The 21,764-nt window shown below is 49.4% G+C and carries 20 protein-coding genes; 15 read left to right on the top strand and 5 right to left on the bottom strand.

Translation table 11 applies throughout. The features are described 5' to 3' along the window. Positions 1-25 precede the first annotated feature (25 nt). Positions 26-532, bottom strand: a complete 507-nt coding sequence (locus tag EOE67_RS14220) for a glycine cleavage system transcriptional repressor (RefSeq protein ID WP_127700003.1) — start codon at positions 530-532, stop codon at positions 26-28. A gap of 320 nt (positions 533-852) precedes the next feature. Between EOE67_RS14220 and EOE67_RS14215 the strand changes: the two genes are divergently transcribed. The 8 genes from EOE67_RS14215 to EOE67_RS14180 all read left to right on the top strand — a co-directional run bounded on the left by EOE67_RS14215 (position 853) and on the right by EOE67_RS14180 (position 10,906). Next, positions 853-1,818, top strand: coding sequence for a PstS family phosphate ABC transporter substrate-binding protein (locus EOE67_RS14215; protein ID WP_206099611.1), 966 nt, complete (start codon positions 853-855; stop codon positions 1,816-1,818). A gap of 223 nt (positions 1,819-2,041) precedes the next feature. Continuing rightward, positions 2,042-4,354, top strand: a complete 2,313-nt coding sequence (locus EOE67_RS14210) for an ABC transporter permease subunit (RefSeq protein WP_127700001.1) — start codon at positions 2,042-2,044, stop codon at positions 4,352-4,354. Positions 4,355-4,369: 15 nt separating this feature from the next. After that, on the top strand, positions 4,370-6,031 hold the full coding sequence (gene pstA / locus EOE67_RS14205; RefSeq protein WP_127700000.1) for a phosphate ABC transporter permease PstA: 1,662 nt from the start codon (positions 4,370-4,372) through the stop codon (positions 6,029-6,031). Between the two features lie 74 nt (positions 6,032-6,105). Continuing rightward, complete coding sequence (gene pstB / locus EOE67_RS14200) at positions 6,106-6,912, top strand: phosphate ABC transporter ATP-binding protein PstB (protein WP_127699999.1); 807 nt, start codon at positions 6,106-6,108, stop codon at positions 6,910-6,912. A 40-nt stretch (positions 6,913-6,952) separates the two neighbouring features. After that, complete coding sequence (gene phoU, locus EOE67_RS14195) at positions 6,953-7,663, top strand: phosphate signaling complex protein PhoU (protein ID WP_127699998.1); 711 nt, start codon at positions 6,953-6,955, stop codon at positions 7,661-7,663. Between the two features lie 159 nt (positions 7,664-7,822). Next, complete coding sequence (locus tag EOE67_RS14190) at positions 7,823-8,497, top strand: TIGR00153 family protein (protein WP_127699997.1); 675 nt, start codon at positions 7,823-7,825, stop codon at positions 8,495-8,497. A gap of 18 nt (positions 8,498-8,515) precedes the next feature. Beyond that, complete coding sequence (locus tag EOE67_RS14185; protein ID WP_127699996.1) at positions 8,516-9,787, top strand: inorganic phosphate transporter; 1,272 nt, start codon at positions 8,516-8,518, stop codon at positions 9,785-9,787. Positions 9,788-9,982: 195 nt separating this feature from the next. Next, positions 9,983-10,906, top strand: coding sequence for a hydrogen peroxide-inducible genes activator (locus tag EOE67_RS14180; protein ID WP_127699995.1), 924 nt, complete (start codon positions 9,983-9,985; stop codon positions 10,904-10,906). Between the two features lie 21 nt (positions 10,907-10,927). On the opposite strand, the gene EOE67_RS14175 is transcribed toward EOE67_RS14180, so the two are convergent. Then, complete coding sequence (locus EOE67_RS14175; RefSeq protein WP_127699994.1) at positions 10,928-11,152, bottom strand: hypothetical protein; 225 nt, start codon at positions 11,150-11,152, stop codon at positions 10,928-10,930. A gap of 231 nt (positions 11,153-11,383) precedes the next feature. Here EOE67_RS14175 and queA point away from each other — a divergent pair, with 231 nt between their 5' ends. The 6 genes from queA (at position 11,384) to EOE67_RS14145 (ending at position 17,436) form a co-directional block, all read left to right on the top strand. Continuing rightward, positions 11,384-12,418, top strand: a complete 1,035-nt coding sequence (queA, locus tag EOE67_RS14170) for a tRNA preQ1(34) S-adenosylmethionine ribosyltransferase-isomerase QueA (protein WP_127699993.1) — start codon at positions 11,384-11,386, stop codon at positions 12,416-12,418. Between the two features lie 73 nt (positions 12,419-12,491). Continuing rightward, positions 12,492-13,697: a tRNA guanosine(34) transglycosylase Tgt gene (gene tgt / locus EOE67_RS14165; RefSeq protein ID WP_127699992.1), complete on the top strand. Its 1,206-nt coding sequence runs from the start codon at positions 12,492-12,494 to the stop codon at positions 13,695-13,697. Between the two features lie 37 nt (positions 13,698-13,734). Next, positions 13,735-14,076 (top strand): preprotein translocase subunit YajC, encoded by a 342-nt coding sequence (gene yajC / locus EOE67_RS14160; RefSeq protein WP_127699991.1) that lies wholly within the window; start codon positions 13,735-13,737, stop codon positions 14,074-14,076. Positions 14,077-14,102: 26 nt separating this feature from the next. After that, positions 14,103-15,956: a protein translocase subunit SecD gene (secD, locus tag EOE67_RS14155; protein ID WP_127699990.1), complete on the top strand. Its 1,854-nt coding sequence runs from the start codon at positions 14,103-14,105 to the stop codon at positions 15,954-15,956. Between the two features lie 9 nt (positions 15,957-15,965). Then, positions 15,966-16,907: a protein translocase subunit SecF gene (gene secF / locus EOE67_RS14150; protein WP_127699989.1), complete on the top strand. Its 942-nt coding sequence runs from the start codon at positions 15,966-15,968 to the stop codon at positions 16,905-16,907. A gap of 160 nt (positions 16,908-17,067) precedes the next feature. After that, positions 17,068-17,436, top strand: coding sequence for a rhodanese-like domain-containing protein (locus EOE67_RS14145; protein WP_127699988.1), 369 nt, complete (start codon positions 17,068-17,070; stop codon positions 17,434-17,436). A gap of 87 nt (positions 17,437-17,523) precedes the next feature. On the opposite strand, the gene suhB is transcribed toward EOE67_RS14145, so the two are convergent. Beyond that, positions 17,524-18,327, bottom strand: coding sequence for an inositol-1-monophosphatase (gene suhB, locus EOE67_RS14140; RefSeq protein ID WP_127699987.1), 804 nt, complete (start codon positions 18,325-18,327; stop codon positions 17,524-17,526). 461 nt (positions 18,328-18,788) lie between these two features. Between suhB and EOE67_RS14135 the strand changes: the two genes are divergently transcribed. After that, complete coding sequence (locus tag EOE67_RS14135; protein ID WP_127699986.1) at positions 18,789-20,528, top strand: potassium/proton antiporter; 1,740 nt, start codon at positions 18,789-18,791, stop codon at positions 20,526-20,528. Between the two features lie 85 nt (positions 20,529-20,613). Here the strand turns inward: EOE67_RS14135 and EOE67_RS14130 are convergent, their stop codons facing one another. Beyond that, positions 20,614-21,387 (bottom strand): CPBP family intramembrane glutamic endopeptidase, encoded by a 774-nt coding sequence (locus EOE67_RS14130; RefSeq protein ID WP_164852344.1) that lies wholly within the window; start codon positions 21,385-21,387, stop codon positions 20,614-20,616. Between the two features lie 182 nt (positions 21,388-21,569). Next, a partial coding sequence (locus EOE67_RS20705; protein ID WP_206099607.1) for a hypothetical protein occupies positions 21,570-21,764 on the bottom strand: 195 nt, incomplete at its 5' end.

Here is a 21,764-nt window from a genome sequence, read left to right as displayed (position 1 = left end):
CTATCTTGTCTGCGCGGCAGCTCAGTTAATGCAGATTTTCGACGTCAACCATCACATCCGAGGCGATGTCTTCCAGTGCCCGAATGACTTCGTCTTTATCCAGACCATCTGGTAACTCTACCGTCGCAATGGCGTTAAACAGCGGCACTCCCCAGTTCGGGGCGCTTTGCTTCGAGCTTTCAAAGTGCACAATGTTGGTGCCTTTGTGTTTAATCACCGATGACAGTTCGCGCACGATGCCCGGACGATCGTTGCCGGTGATCACAAATTTCAACAGTTTGTGTTCGTTGACTTCGGAAGCGATACCTTCATGGATTTTAATATCTAATCCGGGCATCGACTCCAGTGCTTTTGACAATTCAGCCGCATGCTCGGCTGCAACTTCGACTTGTAAAATTCCGGCAAAAAATCCGGCTAAGTGACTCAAATTACTGGCGGTCCAGTTGCCATGATGGCTGCTGATAATAGTGGCCAATTGCTCCACTAAACCGGCTTTGTCTTTCCCAATCAGTGTCAGAACTAACTGCTTCATAGCGCAATTCCTTTTCTTAATTCGTACTACAAAAACAAATTTTATTATTGTCTGATCTATTAACGATAGTTTTACCTGCTCAACCCTGGTATGTCCAGCCGTGGAACCGGCGTTGGTCGCAAAGATTTTACCCAGCTTGGCAAAACCAGCAGAAACTATAGACCTTCAATTCAGAAATACAATCCATAGCCACTTAGATTGCCAACACAAATTTGCGTAACGTCATAATATTGTCATATTACCTTCTTATGATGGCGAGGAATTAAACAGGCAATCGCCTGACTCAGCCACAAGAGGACTGCACAGTGAAAAATTTTACTCTGTTAACTACCGCAACTTTGGTTGCCGCGACTTTGTCGTTCAGCACCACTGCCGCACCAGCCAAGGTTGACCCGGCGCTGCCTGAATATCAGAAAGCGAGCGGTGTTTCAGGCAATATCTCCAGCATCGGTTCAGACACTTTAAACAACCTGATGACGCTGTGGGCTGAAGATTATCGTAAAGTGTATCCAAACGTGAATATTCAGATCCAGGGCGCAGGTTCTTCCACGGCGCCAACAGCGCTGACTGAAGGTACTTCAAACTTTGGCCCGATGAGCCGTGCAATGAAGCCATCAGAAGTTCAGGCGTTTGAAACAAAATATGGCTATAAGCCAACTGCAGTGCCAGTCGCGATTGACTTACTGGCGGTGTATATCAATAAAGATAACCCGTTAAAAGGTTTAACCATTGCCCAGGTCGACGCCGTGTTTTCTGCGACCCGCCGTTGTGGTTATAAAGAAGATGTCACCCGCTGGGGTCAGCTGGGTTTAACCGGTGCCTGGGCCAATCGTGATTTCACCACTTACAGCCGCAACGCAGTCTCTGGTACTTATGGTTACTTTAAAGAACACGCCTTATGTAACGGTGACTTTAAAGCCAGTATCAACGAACAGCCTGGTTCTGCTTCAGTGGTACAAGGCGTGAGTGAATCGATTAATGGTATCGGTTATTCTGGTATCGGTTACATCACTTCAGGTGTGCGTGCGCTGCCGTTATCGAAAAAAGAAGGTGCACCATTTATCGAAGCTTCTGCTGAAAACGCTTTATCAGGTGCATACCCGCTGTCGCGCTTTCTGTACGTTTATGTCAACAAACATCCAAATAAAGAGTTAGCGCCAATGGAGCGTGAGTTCATCAAAATGGTGTTGTCAAAACGTGGTCAGGAAGTAGTGGTCCGTGATGGTTATGTACCAGTGCCGAACAAAGTTGCTGCCAAAGTTTTGGCTGACTTAGGTATCAAATAACGTCGAACCACTTTTGCTGCAGTGTCTGGCTGCAGCATATGCCAAAGCACTGCCTGCGCGGTGCTTTAGCTGTTTTGGCTAGTGTCAAATTGCCGCTATTCTTTTCTGAGTAGCTCAATGTCTATATGACCGTATTGTGACAAAAAACTTCATTGTAATATTTCTGAAATAAAACTCATCTATGCTTTGCACTATCCGAAAAGTCAGTCGTGGATGTGCACCAATGCAACAGACCTCCGTAAGTACCGCCAGTACCCCAAGTACTGTAAGTCCCGAGCCCACTCAGGTGACCCGTTCCTTACTGCCCAGCGGTGAGAAAAGGGCGCGCTTGCGCAAGTGGCGCAGTTTTAAAGATAAAGTGTCACAGTATGGTATCGCTTTTGCCGGTATCAGTGTGGTGGCGGCTTTTGCCACAATCTTCATTTATTTGTTTTCTGAAGTTGGACCGATATTTTCGTCGGCCGATGTCGAGAAACAACACAGCTATCCAAGTGCCAGCCCGCAACCACTGTTCAGTAATCTGGAACGCTATGGTGAAGTCGGTCTGGTGGCCGATGCTGGTGGTCAGTTGCAGTTTTTTGATGCCAAAACCGGTGCCGCGCAGCAAAAAATTCAGCTGGCGTTACCGGCAGATGCCACCATCAGCAGTTTTGCTAAAGGTGAACCACGCTCTGGTCTGATTGCTTTTGGTTTAAGCAACGGCCAGGTGCTGGTGGCCAAACATGAATACAACTTAAGCTACCCGAATGACAAACGGCAAATTGTGCCGGTGGTGACTTATCCACTCGGTGACACGCCGATCCAGCTTGATCCGCAACAACAACCGATCTTAAGCCTGGCGGTGCAGGAAGGCCCTTCAGGTACGGCGATTACCGCCTTTACCGCCGATGGCCGTTTGTCCTACAACCTGTTTGAAGCCCAGACCGAATTTCTGAGCGGCGAAACAACGTTAGTGCGGACCGACTATCAACTGCCGGAAGCGCCAAAAACTGTGCGTAAAATGTTGGTCGATACCACGCTGAAAAACCTGTTTGTCGCGGATATGGACAACAAAATCCATTATTACGACATTAGCGAACCGGCATCTGCCCGTTATGTGGAAGCCGTAACCGCAGTCGCCACTGGTCAGAACATTACCGCGCTGGAGTTTTTGGTCGGTTCAGTGTCGTTAATTGTGGGTGGCAGTGATGGCACTGTCAGTCAGTGGTTTTTAGTCCGCGACGAGCATAATAACTTTCACCTGAAGCACATTCGTGACTTCGACCAGCATCCGGCGGCCATTACCCAGATTGAACCTGAGTATTCGCGCAAAGGTTTTATGGCAATTGATGAAAAAGGCCACCTGGGCATCCATTACGGTACTTCAGCCCGCACCTTGTGGTTGGAACCGCTAGCCGACGACATTCAGCCGGCAAGGCTGGCGATTAGTCCGATTAATGATGCTTTTTTGATCCTTGATACCAAAGGTCAGACGCATAATTTCCTGCTGGAAAATGCCCACCCGGACGTATCGTGGAAAGCGATGTGGAATGAAGTCTGGTACGAAGGTCGTGGCGAAGCAGATTATATCTGGCAAGCCTCGTCGGGTTCTGATGAATTTGAAGCAAAAATGAGTCTGGTGCCACTGGCAGTAGGAACGTTAAAAGCAGCGTTGTTCGCGATGTTATTTGCCACGCCACTGGCGGTGATGAGTGCGCTGTACACCGCTTATTTTATGACGCCAAAGCTGCGCGGTAAGGTCAAACCGACCATTGAAATTATGGCGGCCTTGCCAACCGTAATTCTGGGTTTCCTGGCTGGTTTGTGGCTGGCGCCTTTTATCGAAAATTATTTAAGTGCCGTGTTCTCCATTTTACTGTTGTTGCCGCTGATGATGTTACTGGCCGCCTGGTGTTACCGTTATCTGCCGGCAAGCCTGCGTAACCGCATTGGACTTGGTTGGGAAGTGGCGCTGCTGGTGCCGGTGATCATCGCGTTTATCTGGATTTGTGTCAGTTTAAGCCCGGCGATTGATAATCAGTTTTTTAATGGCAGCCTGCGCCAGTGGTTTACTGACAATGGCATTACTTACGATCAACGCAACGCGCTGGTAGTGGGCATTGCCATGGGTTTTGCGGTCATTCCGAATATCTTCTCGATTGCCGAAGATGCGATTTTTAACGTGCCACGTCATTTAACCCAAGGTTCATTGGCCCTCGGTGCAACGCCTTGGCAAACGATGATGGGTGTGGTGTTACCAACGGCAAGCCCTGGTATTTTTGCCGCAGTGATGGTTGGTTTTGGCCGTGCTGTGGGTGAAACGATGATCGTGCTGATGGCAACCGGCAATAGCCCGGTGGTGAACTTCAACCTGTTTGAAGGCATGCGCACACTTTCGGCCAATATCGCGGTGGAGTTACCGGAAACTGCTGTTGGCAGTACCCACTTCCGCGTGTTGTTCCTGGCGGCACTGGTGCTGTTTGTATTCACCTTTGTCTTTAACACATTAGCCGAAGTGATACGGCAGCGTTTACGTCAACGCTTTAGCAATCTGTAAGTTGGAGTCATGACGATGAGAGCTTGGTTCAAAACGGGAACTCCGTGGATTTGGTTAAACGCCGGCGCAATTGCTTTGTGTCTGGTGATGGTGATTGGCGTTCTGGGGCTGATTCTGGTGCAGGGTGGCAGTCACTTCTGGCCGGGTAATTTGCAGACGGTGCAAGCAAAACAGCCGGATGGCAGTGAAAAAATGCTGCTGGCGGAATTAGTGCGCACCGAAGAAGTCAGTGCCGCAGTGTTAAAAGACTCCGGCGTTAAGCTGGATGACGGTCAGCTGGTCTACCCGCGGCATTTACTGAAAGTCGGTAACCGCGATCTATATGGCCGTGATTTCGCCTGGTTTTTAGACCGCGATTTAGCGAACTGGCAACAGCCACAAAACGCCACGGTGATTGAGCGGCGCGAATGGGGTCATTTCTTCGGCTTCCCGCAAAAACTGCTGCAGCAGGATAAAGTTGTTGCTGAAGGCGATGCGTTGTGGGCGGAACTGGAGTTGCGGATTGACCGCGCCAACGATATCCATGATGCCATCAGCGCCATCGAAAAGACCGATATTGGCCGCATCAACAAAGGCCTCGAAAAACTGCGACTGGAAAAACGTAAGCTTGAATTGGCCGGCGCCACCGCAGAACAACTTTCAGCTTATGAGCAACAGGCCGCGCAGGACAGAGCGGAGCTGGATGCACAGTATGCCCAGTTACAACAGCAGCTGGATGCACTCAACGCTGACGCTAAGCGTGACAGTTTGGTGATGACGTCTGCTGAAGGCACTGAAATGACCATCAGTCTGAGCAACATCGTGCATGCCCATCAGCCAAACGCGATGAATACACTGCAGAAAGTTGGCCATTATGGCTTTGCGCTGTGGTCGTTTCTGGTTGATGATCCACGCGAAGCGAATACTGAAGGCGGGATTTTCCCGGCAATTTTCGGCACCGTGACGATGGTGATTTTGATGTCGATCATCGTGACCCCCTTTGGTGTGCTGGCGGCGATTTACCTGCGCGAATATGCCAAGCAGGGTACGGTGCTGAAAATTATCCGGATTTCGGTGTATAACCTGGCCGGTGTACCTTCAATCGTTTACGGTGTGTTTGGTCTGGGCTTTTTTGTGTACATTCTGGGCGGCAATATCGACCAGCTGTTTTATGCGGAATCTTTGCCTTCGCCAACTTTTGGTACTCCAGGTTTATTCTGGGCCTCGTTAACGCTGGCGCTGCTGACGTTACCGGTGGTGATTGTGTCAACCGAAGAAGGCTTGTCACGTATTCCGAGTACCATCCGCATGGGCTCATTGGCCCTTGGTGCGACCAAGTCTGAAACTTTGTGGAAAGTGGTGGTGCCGCTGGCCACACCTGCGATGATGACCGGTTTAATTCTGGCCATCGCCCGTGCTGCCGGTGAAGTGGCGCCGCTGATGCTGGTGGGTGTGGTGAAATTAGCACCAACGTTACCGGTCGATGGCAACTTCCCGTTTGTACATTTGGATCAGAAAATTATGCACCTGGGTTTCCACGTTTATGACGTTGGTTTCCAAAGCCCGAACGTCGAAGCGTCACGGCCATTGTTGTATGCCACTGCGCTGGTGCTGGTGGTGCTGATTGTGGTGCTGAATATGGCGGCCATTCAATTGCGTAACAGATTGCGGGAAAAATACCGCAGCGAATCGGATTAAGCTGAGCTTTGATGCCACCGGCGCCTGCGGGCGCCACTGCAACCCGGATTAAATTTGAAAGAGTGAATGAAACAATGAGTCAACAGCAACTGCAAAACAGCACCAGCGACCTGATCCTGGCCGATGAAAAAGTAAAGCTGACGGTGAACAACCTGAATCTGTATTACGCTGACGCCCGCGCCTTAAATGGCATCAATATGACCATTCCGGAAAAGCGCGTCACCGCTTTTATCGGCCCGTCAGGTTGTGGTAAATCGACCTTGTTACGCTGCTTTAACCGGATGAACGATTTGGTCGATATCTGCCGGATTGAAGGTGAAATTCTGATGGATGGTCAGAATATTTACGCCCCATCGGTGGATGTGTCGGAACTGCGCCGTTCGGTTGGCATGGTATTCCAAAAGCCCAACCCGTTCCCGAAAACTATTTATGAAAACGTCGCTTATGGCCTGCGTCTGCAAGGCGTGAAAGACAAGCGGGTGCTGGATGAAGTGGTAGAAACATCACTCAAAGGCGCGGCGCTGTGGAATGAAGTAAAAGACCGGTTACACGACAACGCCTTTGGTTTGTCAGGTGGTCAGCAACAACGACTGGTGATTGCCCGTGCGATTGCAATCGAACCTGAAGTGCTGTTGCTCGATGAGCCGGCATCGGCGCTGGATCCAATCTCGACGCTGAAAATTGAAGAGCTGATTTACGAGTTAAAAGACCGTTACACCATCGTCATTGTCACGCACAACATGCAACAGGCGGCACGGGTTTCTGACTATACTGCCTTTATGTACATGGGCGATCTGATTGAATTTGATGCGACGAACAAAATGTTCACCAATCCATCAGAGCAGCAAACAGAAGATTACATTACTGGCCGGTTCGGCTAATTGAAGCAGCCACCGACATAAGGTTTAATAGGAGTCCATGATGGATAAATTAAATTTAACCAAGCACATTTCCAGCCAGTTTAATGAAGAAATTGAGCAGATCCGCAACCACGTGATGGCGATGGGTGGTTTGATTGAACAGCAACTGTCTGATGCGCTGACGGCCATTGCCACCAGCGACGCCGAACTGGCGCGCCAGGTCATCGCAACTGATTTAGTGGTCAACGACTGGGAAATTCGCATTGATGGCGAATGTACCCGTATCATTGCCAAACGCCAGCCTGCCGCCAGTGATTTACGGCTGATTATGGCGATTATCAAAGCCATTTCCGACTTAGAACGGATTGGTGATGAAGCCGAACGTATCGCTAAAGTGGCGCTGGAATCGTTCAGCAGCGCGCAACAGGATTTGCTGGTGAATCTGGAAAATATGGGACGCCATGTGGCGCAGATGCTGCACGATGTGCTGGATGCTTTTGCCAGAATGGACGTCGAAGCCGCACTCGCTGTGTACAAAGAAGATAAAAAAGTCGACCGCGAATATGAAGCGATCACCCGCCAATTGATGACCTATATGATGGAAGATCCACGATCTATCCCGAAAATCATGAATGTATTATGGTCGGCGCGTTCGCTGGAGCGGATGGGCGATCGTTGTAAAAATATCGCAGAGTACGTCATTTCCTTTGTGAAAGGAAAAGATGTCCGCCATAGCGGTGAAGACATTCTGGAGCAGGATGCCCGCAGCTAAAAAATCACTTTCTTAAATAAAAATGTTACAGCAACGCCAGTTCTGACTAAAATTCAGGCTGGCGTTTTCATTTTGCTGGAAAATGTCATTTTTATTACTGAATGATTGCAGTACAATGCGCGCCGACTTTCGTCCACATCAAAACCAAGAGGCAAACCTATGCCAAGTGCATTTTTGGCTGTATTCGCAAAATCTCCAATTAAGCCGATCGAAGAGCATATCCGCAAAGTATTGGCAGCAAGTGAACAATTACTGCCATTTTTTGCTGCGGTGTATAACAAGGACTGGGATACTGCAGCGGAAGTCAGGAAGACCATCGTCGCGTTAGAAAAAGATGCCGACAAATTAAAACGTGATATCCGGGTCCACTTACCACGTGGTTTGTTTTTACCGGTAGAACGTACCGATATTCTCGAGCTGGTATCACAGCAAGATAAAATTGCGAACAAAGCCAAAGACATTACCGGCCGGGTATTAGGTCGGGAGCTCGAAATCCCCCAACCCATTCAGGTTGAATTCCATGCCTATCTGCAACGGTGCCTTGATGCTGTGGCGTTGGCTTGTGAAGCCATCAACGAATTAGACGAGTTACTGGAAACTGGTTTCCGTGGCCGTGAAGTTGATCTGGTGATCAAAATGATCGAAAAAATCGATGAAATTGAACACGACACCGATCAAATGCAAATTGGCCTGCGCAAATTTGTGCGTAAAGCAGAAGCCGAGTTAAATCCGGTTGATGTGATGTTCCTGTACCGCACTCTGGAGTGGGTCGGGGATCTGGCGGACACAGCCCTCAAGGTTGGTTCACGGCTTGAAATCATGTTAGCTCGTTAATTCCAAAGGTATTTTATTATGGAAATTTTGTCACAATACGGCGTCTATCTGCTGGCCGCCGCTGCTTTTTTTGGCTTTGTCATGGCCTACGGTGTAGGTGCCAATGACGTAGCTAACGCGATGGGGACCTCGGTCGGTTCAAAAGCGCTGACCATTAAACAAGCCATTATCATTGCTGCAGTTTTTGAATTTACCGGTGCCTTTTTTGCCGGTGGTGAAGTGACTTCGACTATCCGTAGTGGGATTGTTGATGCGCAGGTGTTTGCCGCAGTGCCGGAGTTATTGGCGTACGGCATGATTGCCTCCTTGATGGCGGCTGGTAGCTGGTTATTAGTTGCCACTTATTTTGGCTGGCCGGTCTCAACCACTCACTCGATTGTTGGCGCTATCATCGGTTTTGGTGCAGTTGGCGTTGGTATGGAAGCTGTGCATTGGGGTGAAGTTGGCGGCATCGTCGGCAGCTGGGTCGTCACGCCGTTACTGGCGGGTATTCTTGCTTATTTAATTTTTATGAGCGCACAAAAGCTGATTTTTGACACCGATAATCCGTTAGAAAGTGCCAAGAAATATGTACCGTTTTATATGGTGTTTGCTGCCTTTATCATGGCGTTTGTCACTGTAACCAAGGGCCTGAAGCACGTTGGTATCAACATGACCGATGAACAAGGTTTTTTACTTTGTGTCGCTATTGCTCTGGTGGTGGGTCTGATCGGTAAAATCGCCATTAGCCGGGTTAAGATTGATCCGGAAGCTGATAAAGAAATGCACTTTAACAACGTCGAAAAAATCTTCGGCATTCTGATGATTTTCACTGCCTGTTGTATGGCATTTGCCCATGGTTCAAATGATGTGGCCAATGCGATAGGACCTTTGGCTGCTGTGGTTGGGGTGATTCAGTCGGGTGGTCAGGTTTTAGATAAAGTCGCGCTGGACTGGTGGATTTTACCTTTAGGTGCCGTTGGTATCGTGATTGGTTTGATGACCTTTGGTGCCCGGGTTATCCAAACCATCGGCTCGAACATCACTCACTTAACCCCAAGCCGTGGTTTTGCTGCTGAAATCGCTGCTGCCAGCACCGTGGTTATTTCTTCAGGTATGGGTTTACCAATTTCGACCACTCAAACCTTGGTCGGTGCGGTACTCGGCGTTGGTATGGCCCGTGGTATTGCGGCGCTGAACCTGAGTGTGGTGCGTAACATCTTTATTTCCTGGGTGGTGACGCTGCCAATCGGTGCGTTCTTGTCGATTTTGTTCTTCTACATCATCAAAACCATTATGGAAATGCTGTAACCGAAGCAACTCACAAGTTGTGTACGTTTTAACAACCCGCTACGGCGGGTTGTTGTTTTTCTGCGGCCACTGTTTTTGAGCCTACTATTTTTAACAGCAAGCCAAATGAATGCGCTTGCAGTCTCCCGGTAATTCCTCTAGCATCAAATTCATCGGTATTACAGGTACAAAGTGCCCTTTGCTGCGGAAAATCTGATGAAACGTCTGCCCAGTATCAAACAACTCCAATATCTGCTGGCTTTACACGAACACCAACATTTTGGTCGTGCCGCCGATGCCTGTTATATCGGTCAATCGACTTTAAGTGCCGCTATTGCCAATCTGGAAGAAACCATGAATGCGCAGTTGCTGGAACGCGACCATAAAACCTTTATTTTCACGCCGTTGGGCGAAGATGTGGTGCGCCAGGCGCGGTATATTATCGAACAATGTGAAGAGCTGACCGATTTCGCCCGGCATCAGGGCAAACCGATGACCGGCCCGTTTCGCTTGGGTTGTATCCCAACGATTGCGCCTTTTGTGCTGAGTGAAGTGATGACCTTGTGCCGCGAGCGGTATCCGGAGCTGCAATTGTTGCTGCGCGAAGATACCTCGGACAATTCGCTACAAGGTTTAGCCGAAGGCCGGCTCGACATGGTGTTACTGGCGTTGCCTTATGAAACCGGCGCTTTTCATACCGAAGTGCTGGCGCAGGACGGTTTTAAGCTGGTATTACATCAGGACTGGCTGGGACGTGGTTTCCAGCAGGATATTTCGCAGTGGCCGGATGAAAGTATCTTTTTGCTAGAGCGCGAGCATTGTTTAACCGGCCATGCGGTCAAAGCCTGTGAGTTGGAAGACTCACGGAAGGTGAACCCGTTTTTCGCCACCAGCCTGCACACGCTAACCCAGATGGTAAATAACAAACTCGGCGTGACTTTTATGCCACAAATGGCGATTAACAGTGGTTTGTTAGAAGGTACGCAGCTGATTAGTCAGTCGCCGCAGAATGCTACCGCTTACCGTGATATCGGTGTGGCCTGGCGGCCAACGTCCAGCAAAGCGCGTAGTTATAAATTGATGGCAGCCTTGATTGCCGAAGTGCTGCAGCAAAAGTGTGTGGCTGATCCAGGAGTCTGAATCAGCTTTATTGACAGTAAATCAGGGGCGCTGGCGAAATTTGCTGAAGTACACCCGGTGTTCTTCAGCATGTTTATCGGGTAACAGATACAGTAGCAATAACGAGAAGAAGTTGAGCAGCGGCAACAAACCAAGCACTGCAAACAACCAGGGGCTATAACCTTTTTCGCTCGCCAACTGGTGACAATACCAGCTTAAGATAATCAGGCTACAACCAAACAACCATCCTGCAAACCATAAATCCATTTTACTGTTCCTGTTCTGGCATCCTGCCACTTGCATAGATGTGACTGATTATAGTTCAGCTATTGCTGATATAAAAAGCATTATTTAACAATCCAGCTGTGAATACCTATGTTCGGTAACATTGTTGCAGATCCACGCCTTGTTAGCCTTGGCAGCCAATTTGAGTTCAAAGGCGCAGCCAAGTACAATGGCGACCCTTTTTTCTAGTTTGTCAGTAAAGCGGACTATTTTATGCTACGTACCGATTTTTCCTTTGAGCTGCCGGAGCAGCTGATTGCCCGTTATCCTCAAGCTGAGCGTTCTGCCAGCCGGTTGTTAAAACTGAACCGCCACACCGGCGAACTGAACCATCAACATTTCACCGATATTCTTGCTGCGTTTAATGCTGGCGATTTGCTGGTATTTAACAATACCCGCGTCATTCCGGCACGGTTATTTGGCCAAAAAGCTTCCGGCGGCAAAGTCGAAGTGCTGGTGGAGCGGATTTTAGATACAAAGCGCTTTTTAGCCCATGTCCGCGCCAGTAAAGCGCCCAAAGCGGGCAATCTGCTGGTGCTGGAAAACGATGCCGAAGTCGAAATGGTGCAGCGCCATGGCGAGTTATTTGAGCTTCGCGTTACATCAGATGAGCCAGTGCTGGACATGCTGGAGCGCCTTGGTCATATGCCGCTGCCGCCTTATATCGACCGGCCGGATGCGGCTTCTGATCGTGAACGTTATCAAACCGTCTACAACCAAAAACCAGGCGCTGTTGCCGCGCCCACCGCTGGATTACATTTTGACCAGCCGCTATTGGATGCATTGCAGGCCAAAGGCGTGGAATTTGCCTTTGTTACTTTGCACGTTGGCGCTGGTACTTTTCAGCCGGTGCGGGTGGATAATGTGCTGGAACATCAAATGCATGCCGAATACATCGAAGTGCCGGCTGAGGTGGTGGACAAGGTCAACGCCTGTAAAGCACGTGGCAATAAAGTGATAGCGGTGGGGACCACTTCAGTGCGTTCGTTGGAATCGGCGGCGCAGTTTGCCAAGGCGCAGCAATTGCCGTTACAGCCTTATGCCGGTGATACCCGGATTTTTATCTACCCTGGTTATCAGTTTGCAGTGGTGGATGCGCTGATCACCAACTTCCATTTGCCGGAATCAACCTTGATTATGCTGGTGTCGGCCTTTAGCAGCCGTGATTTTGTGATGCAGGCTTATCAAACCGCTATCGCGGAGCAGTATCGGTTTTACTCCTACGGCGATGCGATGTTGATCCTGTAACCCGCCAATCTTTCTGCTACAATCGGCCGGTTTTTAATAGTGCTGGACTGTTTTTCCGGCCAAAGAGGTTAAAGTGAAATTTGAATTATTAACGACTGACGGCAAAGCCCGTCGTGGCCGGATGGTGTTTGACCGCGGTGTGGTTGAAACCCCAGCCTTTATGCCAGTAGGTACTTACGGTACTGTTAAAGGCATGACCCCGGAAGAACTTGACGCCACCGGCGCGCAGATTTGTCTCGGTAATACCTTCCACCTGATGCTGCGACCAGGCACTGAAATCATCAAAAAACACGGTGATTTACATGACTTTATGCAATGGCAGAAACCAATTCTGACTGACTCCGGCGGTTTTCAGGTGTTTAGCCTGGGTGAACTGCGCAAAATCAAAGAAGAAGGGGTGACCTTCCGCTCGCCACTGAATGGCGAAAAAATCTTTTTAACGCCAGAAAAATCGATGGAAGTACAAGCGGCGCTTGGCTCCGACATCGTGATGATTTTCGACGAATGTACGCCTTATCCAGCCACTGAAAAACAAGCCAAAAAATCGATGGAAATGTCACTGCGCTGGGCCAAACGTAGCAAAGATGCGCATGGTGATAATCCGTCAGCGTTGTTTGGTATTATTCAGGGCGGCATGTATCCAAATCTGCGGGACGTTTCATTGCAGGGCCTGGAAGACATTGGCTTTGATGGTTATGCCATCGGTGGTTTGTCGGTTGGCGAGCCAAAACATGAAATGATCAAAATCCTTAATCATACAGCTGACCAGTTACCAAAACATAAACCACGTTACCTGATGGGTGTCGGTAAGCCGGAAGATTTGGTGGAAGGGGTGCGTCGTGGCATCGATATGTTCGACTGCGTGATGCCAACCCGCAACGCCCGTAACGGTCATTTATTCGTCAATGCTGGCGTGATTAAGATCCGCAACGCCAAATATAAGGACGATATCGCACCTTTAGACGCAGAATGCGACTGTTACACTTGTAAAAGCTATTCGCGGTCATATTTACATCATCTGGACCGTTGCAACGAAATTCTCGGCGCACGCCTTAATACCATCCACAACCTGCGGCACTATCAAATTCTGATGCAAGGTTTACGCGATGCTATTGCTGCAGGTAAGCTGGACGCTTTTGTGGCAGACTTCTACCAGAAACGGGGTCTGCCGGTACCTGCTTTGGATGTGTTACCGCCGCTGCCGGCCGTTGAATCAGCTGCCGAAGTATCGTTAGAGGCGTCGACAGCAGCACCGATAGAATCACCAAAAGAATCGTAATTTTTAATTTTTAGTTTTTTAATTTAAGGGGACAACCATGAGTTTATTTATTTCGAATGCCTACGCGCAAACAGCTCCAGCCGGCGGCCAGCCAGGCGGCGGCCTTGACATGATCATCATGTTGGTGGCTTTTGGTCTGATTTTCTATTTCCTGATCTACCGTCCACAAGCCAAGCGGATGAAAGAGCATAAAAACCTGATGGCGGCGTTGGCTAAAGGTGATGAAGTACTGACCCAGGGCGGCTTGATTGGTCGCATCAGCAAAATTGCTGATGACAAAGATTTTGCGGTCATCGCGCTGAACGACACCACCGAAGTGACAGTTCAAAAAGGCGCTATCACCGCAGTGTTGCCAAAAGGCACCTTGAAGTCACTGTAAGCTAACTTAACCACAAGGATTATATTGTGTTAAACCAGAATTCAATCTGGCGTTATCTGTTAGTGTCGATGGTACTGTTGGTAAGTTTTATTTATGCCTTACCTAATCTTTACCCGAACGACCCGTCATTACAAATTAACGCCAGCCGTGGGGCTGAAATCAGCCAGGACGTTATCCCAAGCCTGCAAGCAGAGCTGACGAAGAAAAATATCGAACTGAAAAGTATTGCGATGGACAAAGGCCACATTCTGGCCCGCTTTAACAATACCGAAGATCAGTTAAAAGCCCGCGAAGCCGTCGAAGCTTTGTTAGGTGACAAATTTGTCATCGCGTTAAACCTGGCGCCAGCGACACCGGCCTGGTTAGACGCTATTGGTGCTGCACCGATGAAGCTGGGTCTGGATTTACGTGGTGGTGTGCACTTCATGATGGAAGTGGATATGAAAACCGCCATGGATAAAAACGTCAACGATTTGGTGCAGGTGTACCGGGTCGATTTGCGTACCGCCAAACTTCGTTATCGTTCAGTGACCGCCGATCTGGTGGGACAGAAAGTGAACATGTCATTCCGTACTGCCGAAGACGTCACCGCTGCTAAAGCACTGCTGAGCAAAAATGATCCGGATATGGAATTCAAAGAAACGGCTGACTTTGGTTTACAGGCCGGTTTCAGCGAAGCGCGCCTGAAAGCTTTACGTGAAGACGCTGTGGCACAAAACATTACCATCATCCGTAACCGGGTGAATGCGATTGGTGTGGCAGAACCTTTGGTCCAACGTCAGGGTGCTGAGCGGATCGTCGTGCAACTGCCAGGCATTCAGGATACCGCCCGTGCTAAAGAAATTCTGGGGGCAACTGCCACGCTGGAATTTCGGTTAGTTGATGAAAATGCTGACGTACAGAGCGCGGTTGCAGGCCGTGTGCCAGCCAGTTCGCAGTTGTTTGTTGACCGTAGTGGTCGGCCGGTGGTACTGCAAAAGCGGGTGATGTTAACGGGTAACCATATCGTTGGCGCCAATAGTGGCTTTGACGAAAACGGTCGGCCACAGGTTAATATCGATTTAGATGCCAAAGGCGGCTCGACCATTTCTGAAGTGACCAAAAATGCCATCGGCAAATCGATGGCGACGGTATTTATTGAGTACAAACCGACCAATAAAAAAGATCAAAATGGTAAAACCATTTTAGAGAAAAAAGAAGAAGTGGTGTCAGTGGCCACCATTCAGGCACGGCTTGGGCGCAGCTTCCGGATCACCGGTCTGGATGCACCGGGCGAAGCGCAAAACCTGGCGGTATTATTACGTGCCGGTGCGTTAATTGCGCCAATTCTGATTGTCGAAGAACGCACTGTTGGTCCAAGCCTGGGCCAGGAAAACATCGATCAGGGGATCAATGCGATCATCTGGGGTATGTTGACGGTCGTTATTTTTATGACCATCTATTACAAGTGGGTTGGTGTGGTCGCAAACCTGGCGTTGGCTTCCAACGTGGTGGTGTTGATTGGCGTGATGTCGATGGTGCCCGGTGCCACACTCACCTTGCCTGGTCTGGCGGGGATTGTGTTAACCATTGGTATGGCGATTGACGCCAACGTTTTGATTAACGAGCGGATCCGCGAAGAAATCTCTTTAGGCCGTTCGGTACAACAAGCCATCCATGAAGGTTATGACAGGGCATTTGCCACTATTGCCGACTCCAACATCACCACGTTCCTGGTCGCTTTGATCCTGTTTGGTGTGGGTACAGGTCCGGTGAAAGGTTTTGCTGTGATCCTTGCTATCGGTATCATTACTTCAGTATTTACTGCGGTCACGGTATCACGGGTGATGGTCAATATGATTTGGGGTAATGGCCGCAAAATCGACAAGCTGCCAATTTAAGGAACCACCATGAGACTTTTTAACTTTACATCAGCATTAGATTTCATGCGTTTGAAATGGTGGGCCATCGGATTTTCGACCTTCCTGGTTGTGGCGTCATTGGTGTCTATTTTCACCAAAGGCATCCACCTGGGGTTGGATTTCACCGGTGGTACTGTCATCGAGGTTGGGTTTGAGCAACAGGCCGACTTGGATAAAGTTCGGGACAGCCTGGCGAAAAATGGCTTTCCGGATGCCGTGGTGCAGTACTTTGGCAATACGACCGAAGTATTAATCCGGATTGCGCCGCGCGAAGATTTGCAAACAGCTGAAATCGGTACGCAAATTCTGGAAGCGATCAAACAGGTCGAGTCGGGAGAAGTGACCAACCGCCGGGTTGAAGTGGTGGGTGCGGCAGTTGGTGACGAACTAAAAGAAGATGGTTTCCTTGCCGTCATCAGTGCGTTTATCGGCATCATGCTTTATGTTGCGGCGCGTTTTGAATGGCGCTTCTCGGTGGGCGCTGTTGCAGCCTTGGTGCACGACGTCATTGTCACCATGGGCATGTTCTCCATTTTGGGTCTTGAATTTGACTTAACCGTATTGGCGGCCTTGCTGGCGCTGATTGGTTATTCGATTAACGATACCATCGTGGTCTTCGACCGCATCCGGGAAATGTTCCGTAAAATGCGGGACGCGACGGTAGAAGAGAGTATCAACGAAGCGATTACTTCGACCCTGAGTCGTACGACCATGACGTCTTTTACCACGGCATTAACACTGGTTGCTTTGTTCTTTATGGGCGGCGCGCTGATCCATAACTTTGCTGCTGCGTTGATTTTTGGTATTGCGATCGGTACTTATTCGTCAATTTACGTTGCGAGTTCTATCACTGTGATTCTCGGCGCCAGCCGTGAAGATTTGATGCCAACCGTGATTGAAAAAGAAGGCGAAGGTACACCGCCGGTCTAACTTGTGCTGCATGCCGGAGTCGGCGGTTCACGCGGACTCCGGTTATTTACCGCAGCAGAAAGTTAGTAGCAGAAAGTTGGTAGCAGAAAGTTGGTAGCAATAAGTTGGTAGCAGAGCCTTTGTCATAAAAAAGCTATTCGCGATTGTTGGAGCAATGACTATGAGTAAACAACATAACACGGGTTTTCTGGCGCTGGTGACGGATGCCAAAAGCCGGGTCAAAGAAATTACCATTGATGAATTCCAGCAACATCAACGGCCATCGGTGTTGATTGATGTGCGTGAAGACCGCGAATGGCAGGCCGGCCATTTACCGCAAGCCATGCATCTGGGCAAAGGTATTATTGAACGTGATATCGAAGCCGCAGTGCAGGACAAGCAACAAACCTTAGTGTTGTATTGTGGTGGTGGATTCCGCTCGGCGCTGGCTGCTGATGTGCTGCAAAAGATGGGTTATACCGACGTGCTGAGTCTGGCCGGCGGTTATTCGGCCTGGGTTAATGCCGGTTTGCCGTTGGAAAAGCCGTAACGTTGCAGGGCAGTAGAAAAACCGAATAAAAAAACCGCCAGTTGGCGGTTTTTTGTATTCTGACGCCTCGAACGGAGGCTACATCAGTTACTTCATTAATGAATCAGTTAAATGTGGACGCATGCCCTTGAGCATCGCCTGCAGCACTTTTGGGCTCGCTGCCACAATATTACCGCTCTTCATCTGGTTATTGCCACCGACGAAGTCGCTGACCAAACCACCGGCTTCACGCACAATCAATTCGCCCGCAGCGATATCCCATGGTTTTAAACCAATTTCCCAGAAACCATCAAAACGACCGGCAGCAACATAAGCCAAATCCAGTGCAGCAGAACCGGTGCGACGGATATCAGCAGCTTCGGTGAAGAAGGTTTTAAAGGTTTCAGTGTAAGCATCTAAATGGTGTTTATGTTTAAACGGGAAACCGGTCGCAAGGACGGTGCCGCCTAAATCTGGTAATGACGTCACGCGGATACGGCGACCATTTAACTGCGCGCCACCACCACGACTGGCGGTAAAGACTTCACCACGCAGCGGGTCAAAAATAACCGCTTGATCCAGCTTGCCGCGGTAACGCAGCGCGATAGAAACAGCGAAGTGGGGGATGCCTTTGATAAAGTTGGTGGTGCCATCAAGCGGGTCGATGACCCATTGGTAATCACTATTGTTGTTGGTGTATTCGCCACCTTCTTCCGCGATGATGTCATGATCCGGATATGACTTACGCAGAATATTGACGATGGCCTGTTCGGCTTCTTTGTCGACGTTGGTGACAAAGTCGTTGGTGCCTTTCTGAATGGACTGGACCATGTCCAGCTGACCACAAGCACGCGCGATAATATTGCCTGCGCCACGCGCAGCACGAACAGCGATGTTTAACATCGGATGCATAGGATTACCTTATTGTATAAAGAACAGTCAAAAGAGCGGCGCGTATTATATCGGCTGGGAGCCGAAAGTACAGGTTAATTTTTCAACCTTGTGTCAGCCGCTACATCAAAGCAGGATGTAGCAGAACAGCTTTCCCTGCTGGGAATGAAGGGAATTGCCGTAGATCTCAACTGTACGCCAGTTGATATTTTGTGCTCAGAGAACAGTTAATTGTGAAAATGGTCGCTTTCAAATGTAGTCTGCATCAAATTACTTTTTTCTGTAGGTAAAAAAGACTTAGTGTTCAAGTATGTCTCACCAATCTAAATATTATAATTTTCTATCTATTTGATATTTAATATTTTTAAATTTTATTTTTGATTTTAACTGAACTTCAGATTGAAGTTGATGACTTAAGCTACTATTTTAATGATTAGCCTGCAAATTCGAATGCAGGAAAAAGCTGAGATGGGAGGTCGACCTTGGATGCAAGTACCATTAATCACTTATTGCTGATTGGCGCGATTTTAGTCGCGGCCAGCATTATGGTGAGTTCAGTGGCCAATAAAATTGGCGTGCCTATTCTGGTGATATTTTTATCGGTTGGCATGATTGCCGGCGTCGATGGCCCTGGCGGTATTGCGTTTGACGACTACTCATTGTCGTATATGGTCAGTAACTTAGCCTTGGCGGTGATTCTGCTGGATGGTGGGATGCGCACCAATGCCCGCAGTTTCCGGGTGGCACTGACGCCTTCGTTATCTCTGGCAACTTTTGGTGTATTAATTACCGCTGGTTTAACCGGTGTTGCGGCGGCCTGGTTGTTTAACCTTGAATTATTGGAAGGTTTGCTGATCGGCGCTATTGTCGGTTCCACCGATGCCGCTGTGGTATTTAATTTGCTCAACGGTAAAGGCCTGAACGAGCGGGTCGGCGCGACGCTGGAAATAGAGTCGGGCAGTAACGACCCAATGGCGATGTTTTTAACTGTTACCTTAATTGCGATGCTGGCGAGTGGCCAAACGTCATTTGAATGGTCGGTGTTGGTCAGTCTGGTGCAACAATTTGGTATCGGTATTTTACTTGGCCTCGCCGGCGGCTGGGTGCTGCTGAAGCTCATCAACTCTATTCACATCGCCGATGGTTTGTACCCGTTGCTGGCGGTCAGTGGCGGTATTATTTTGTATGCGCTGTCTGGTGCTGTCGGTGGCAGCGGTATTTTGAGCGTGTACGTCTGTGGTCTGGTGCTTGGCAACCAAGCGATCCGTAACCGCCACGGTATTTTGCATATGTTTGATGGTTTGGCCTGGCTCAGCCAAATCGGGATGTTCCTGGTGCTTGGTTTATTGTTAACCCCAAGCGAGCTGTTACCGATTGCGGTACCGGCGCTGCTGTTGTCGTTGTGGATGATTTTGTTCGCGCGTCCGTTATCGGTGTTTATTGGGTTGCTGCCGTTTCGTGGCTTTAGCTTTAAAGAGCGGGCGTTTATTTCCTGGGTTGGCCTGCGTGGCGCGGTGCCGGTGATCCTGGCGGTGTTTCCGCTGATGGCCGGGCTACCCAATGCGCAACTGTTTTTTAATGTGGCGTTTTTTATTGTGCTGGTATCGTTGTTATTGCAGGGCACTACTTTGGGCTTTGCCGCACGTTTGGCGAAAGTGGTGATCCCACCAATGCCATCGCCAATTTCACGCGCCGGGATTGAAATTCAGCTAGCCAGCCAGTGGGAAATTTTTGTTTACCGCCTCAACGAAGACAAATGGTGCATCGGCAGTGAACTGCGCAGCCTGAATATGCCGGATAAAACCCGCATTGTGGCGCTGTTTCGTGACAATGTGCTGCTGCACCCTTCGGGCAGTACCAAACTGATGGCGGGCGATATTCTGTGTATTATCGGTCACGATGCCGACTTGCCGGTCCTCGGCCGGATGTTCAGCGAAACGCCACAACGTAACTTTGACTTTGAGTTTTTCGGCGATTTTATGCTGGATGGCGCCGCCAAACTTGATGATTTAGCGATGTTCTACACACTCGATTTAACCGAATGTGGCGACTGTGTCCAGCTCAATGAATTTATCGCGCAAAAACACGGTGGCAAGCTGGTCGTCGGCGATACGGTGTTATGGTCAGAGATGGTGTGGACAGTGGCAGAGCTGCAGGACGGTGAAATCAGCCGGGTTGGCGTGCGTCCGGTCACAACGGCTGGTGTGGAAACTGTGGTTTAAGCGGTTTTTGAGTGTGTCGGCAGCAATGAACATTGGCGGACAGCCTGCGGCGAGTCGCGCCCTACGGTTGGACATTCAATGATCCTTAGGGTGTGCTCGGCGCTGCCCATAGTGCGGTAAAGATAAACAAATTCATCACAGCATTAAAGAAGATATGGGACAGGATAGCGGGAGCGAGCGAATCGCTAGCCTTTCGAAGCCAGGCAAATAAGAGTGCTGTGACAAACATCAAGATGACCCAAATAGCTGCAGATGCCGGATAAAGTTCGAAGCCAGTTGCTGAGAGGACGAGTCCATGATGGCATAAATGCACAATTGCGAACAGACCGGCCTCTGCGATCGTGCTCTGCCAGGTAGAAAATTGTTGTTCCAGTGCGCGCTGCAACAAGCCCCGAAAGAAGATCTCCTCGCCAACCGGGCTAAAGATGATGGCCGGCAAGGTAAAAATCAGATACAGCTGCCACAATCCAAAGGATGTGGTATCGAAAGTCTGGCGATAACCATTGGCGATGCTCACAAACCAATTTTCCGGTGAGTTGCCGAACAGTGACATACCGATCAGGAAACAGACCGTGGCAGCGAGCACCCCGGTGCAGGCGCCAACGACGTAGAAGCTTGCGTTATTAGGTCGCCGCAGCCCGATTTGTCGTCGCCCGGTGGCGGTGAGCAGGATCCAGGGCAAAACTGCCATGACCAGAAATCCAACCGGCAGCAACCAACGCAGCGACGCTGAACCAAGAGTTCCTGCCGCTCGCATAAACAAAAAGACGATGCCGAGCACCAGTGCCAATATCCACAAATGACTCGACAGACCAAGCCAGACTGGCTTTACCGAAATCGGAAGTACAGCAGGTTTCATGATCCCTCTCTCCATGCACGACGGGATTAAACCCGCGAGATCCAAATTAAGATACATTTTTTGGCGCATTTAGTTTCATTAATTTAACTTTAAGTGAGCCCTAAATCAACCACTTCAGTGCGGTGCCAACAACCAATAGCGGGATCGCACCAAATGTGGTGACTGTGTTCAGCTCAATGGATTTATTGCCAAAAATACGGTGGTAAGGTGAGTTTAACTGGGTTGGCGTCCGGTGGAGTCCGGCAGGCGCGGAAACTGTGGTTTAAGCGGGTTTTGAATGTGTCGGCAGCAATGAACTTTGGCGGACTGCCTGCGGCGAGTCGCGCCCTACGGTTGAACGTGAAAAAAACATTGGCGGACTGCCTGCGGCGAGTCGC

The sequence above is a fragment of the Rheinheimera riviphila genome (assembly GCF_004005945.1).
GTDB classification, from domain to species: Bacteria; Pseudomonadota; Gammaproteobacteria; order Enterobacterales; family Alteromonadaceae; genus Pararheinheimera; species Pararheinheimera riviphila.
This window is presented reverse-complemented; position numbering and strand designations above follow the sequence as displayed.

What these genes read in the sequence shown, in the direction of transcription:
- EOE67_RS14220 (WP_127700003.1), bottom strand. Translation starts at nt 532, where the DNA reads ATGAAGCAGTTAGTTCTGACACTGATTGGGAAAGACAAAGCCGGTTTA.
- EOE67_RS14210 (WP_127700001.1), top strand. Translation starts at nt 2,042, where the DNA reads ATGCAACAGACCTCCGTAAGTACCGCCAGTACCCCAAGTACTGTAAGT.
- pstA (WP_127700000.1), top strand. Translation starts at nt 4,370, where the DNA reads ATGAGAGCTTGGTTCAAAACGGGAACTCCGTGGATTTGGTTAAACGCC.
- pstB (WP_127699999.1), top strand. Translation starts at nt 6,106, where the DNA reads ATGAGTCAACAGCAACTGCAAAACAGCACCAGCGACCTGATCCTGGCC.
- phoU (WP_127699998.1), top strand. Translation starts at nt 6,953, where the DNA reads ATGGATAAATTAAATTTAACCAAGCACATTTCCAGCCAGTTTAATGAA.
- EOE67_RS14190 (WP_127699997.1), top strand. Translation starts at nt 7,823, where the DNA reads ATGCCAAGTGCATTTTTGGCTGTATTCGCAAAATCTCCAATTAAGCCG.
- EOE67_RS14185 (WP_127699996.1), top strand. Translation starts at nt 8,516, where the DNA reads ATGGAAATTTTGTCACAATACGGCGTCTATCTGCTGGCCGCCGCTGCT.
- EOE67_RS14180 (WP_127699995.1), top strand. Translation starts at nt 9,983, where the DNA reads ATGAAACGTCTGCCCAGTATCAAACAACTCCAATATCTGCTGGCTTTA.
- EOE67_RS14175 (WP_127699994.1), bottom strand. Translation starts at nt 11,152, where the DNA reads ATGGATTTATGGTTTGCAGGATGGTTGTTTGGTTGTAGCCTGATTATC.
- queA (WP_127699993.1), top strand. Translation starts at nt 11,384, where the DNA reads ATGCTACGTACCGATTTTTCCTTTGAGCTGCCGGAGCAGCTGATTGCC.
- yajC (WP_127699991.1), top strand. Translation starts at nt 13,735, where the DNA reads ATGAGTTTATTTATTTCGAATGCCTACGCGCAAACAGCTCCAGCCGGC.
- secF (WP_127699989.1), top strand. Translation starts at nt 15,966, where the DNA reads ATGAGACTTTTTAACTTTACATCAGCATTAGATTTCATGCGTTTGAAA.
- EOE67_RS14145 (WP_127699988.1), top strand. Translation starts at nt 17,068, where the DNA reads ATGAGTAAACAACATAACACGGGTTTTCTGGCGCTGGTGACGGATGCC.
- suhB (WP_127699987.1), bottom strand. Translation starts at nt 18,327, where the DNA reads ATGCATCCGATGTTAAACATCGCTGTTCGTGCTGCGCGTGGCGCAGGC.
- EOE67_RS14130 (WP_164852344.1), bottom strand. Translation starts at nt 21,387, where the DNA reads ATGAAACCTGCTGTACTTCCGATTTCGGTAAAGCCAGTCTGGCTTGGT.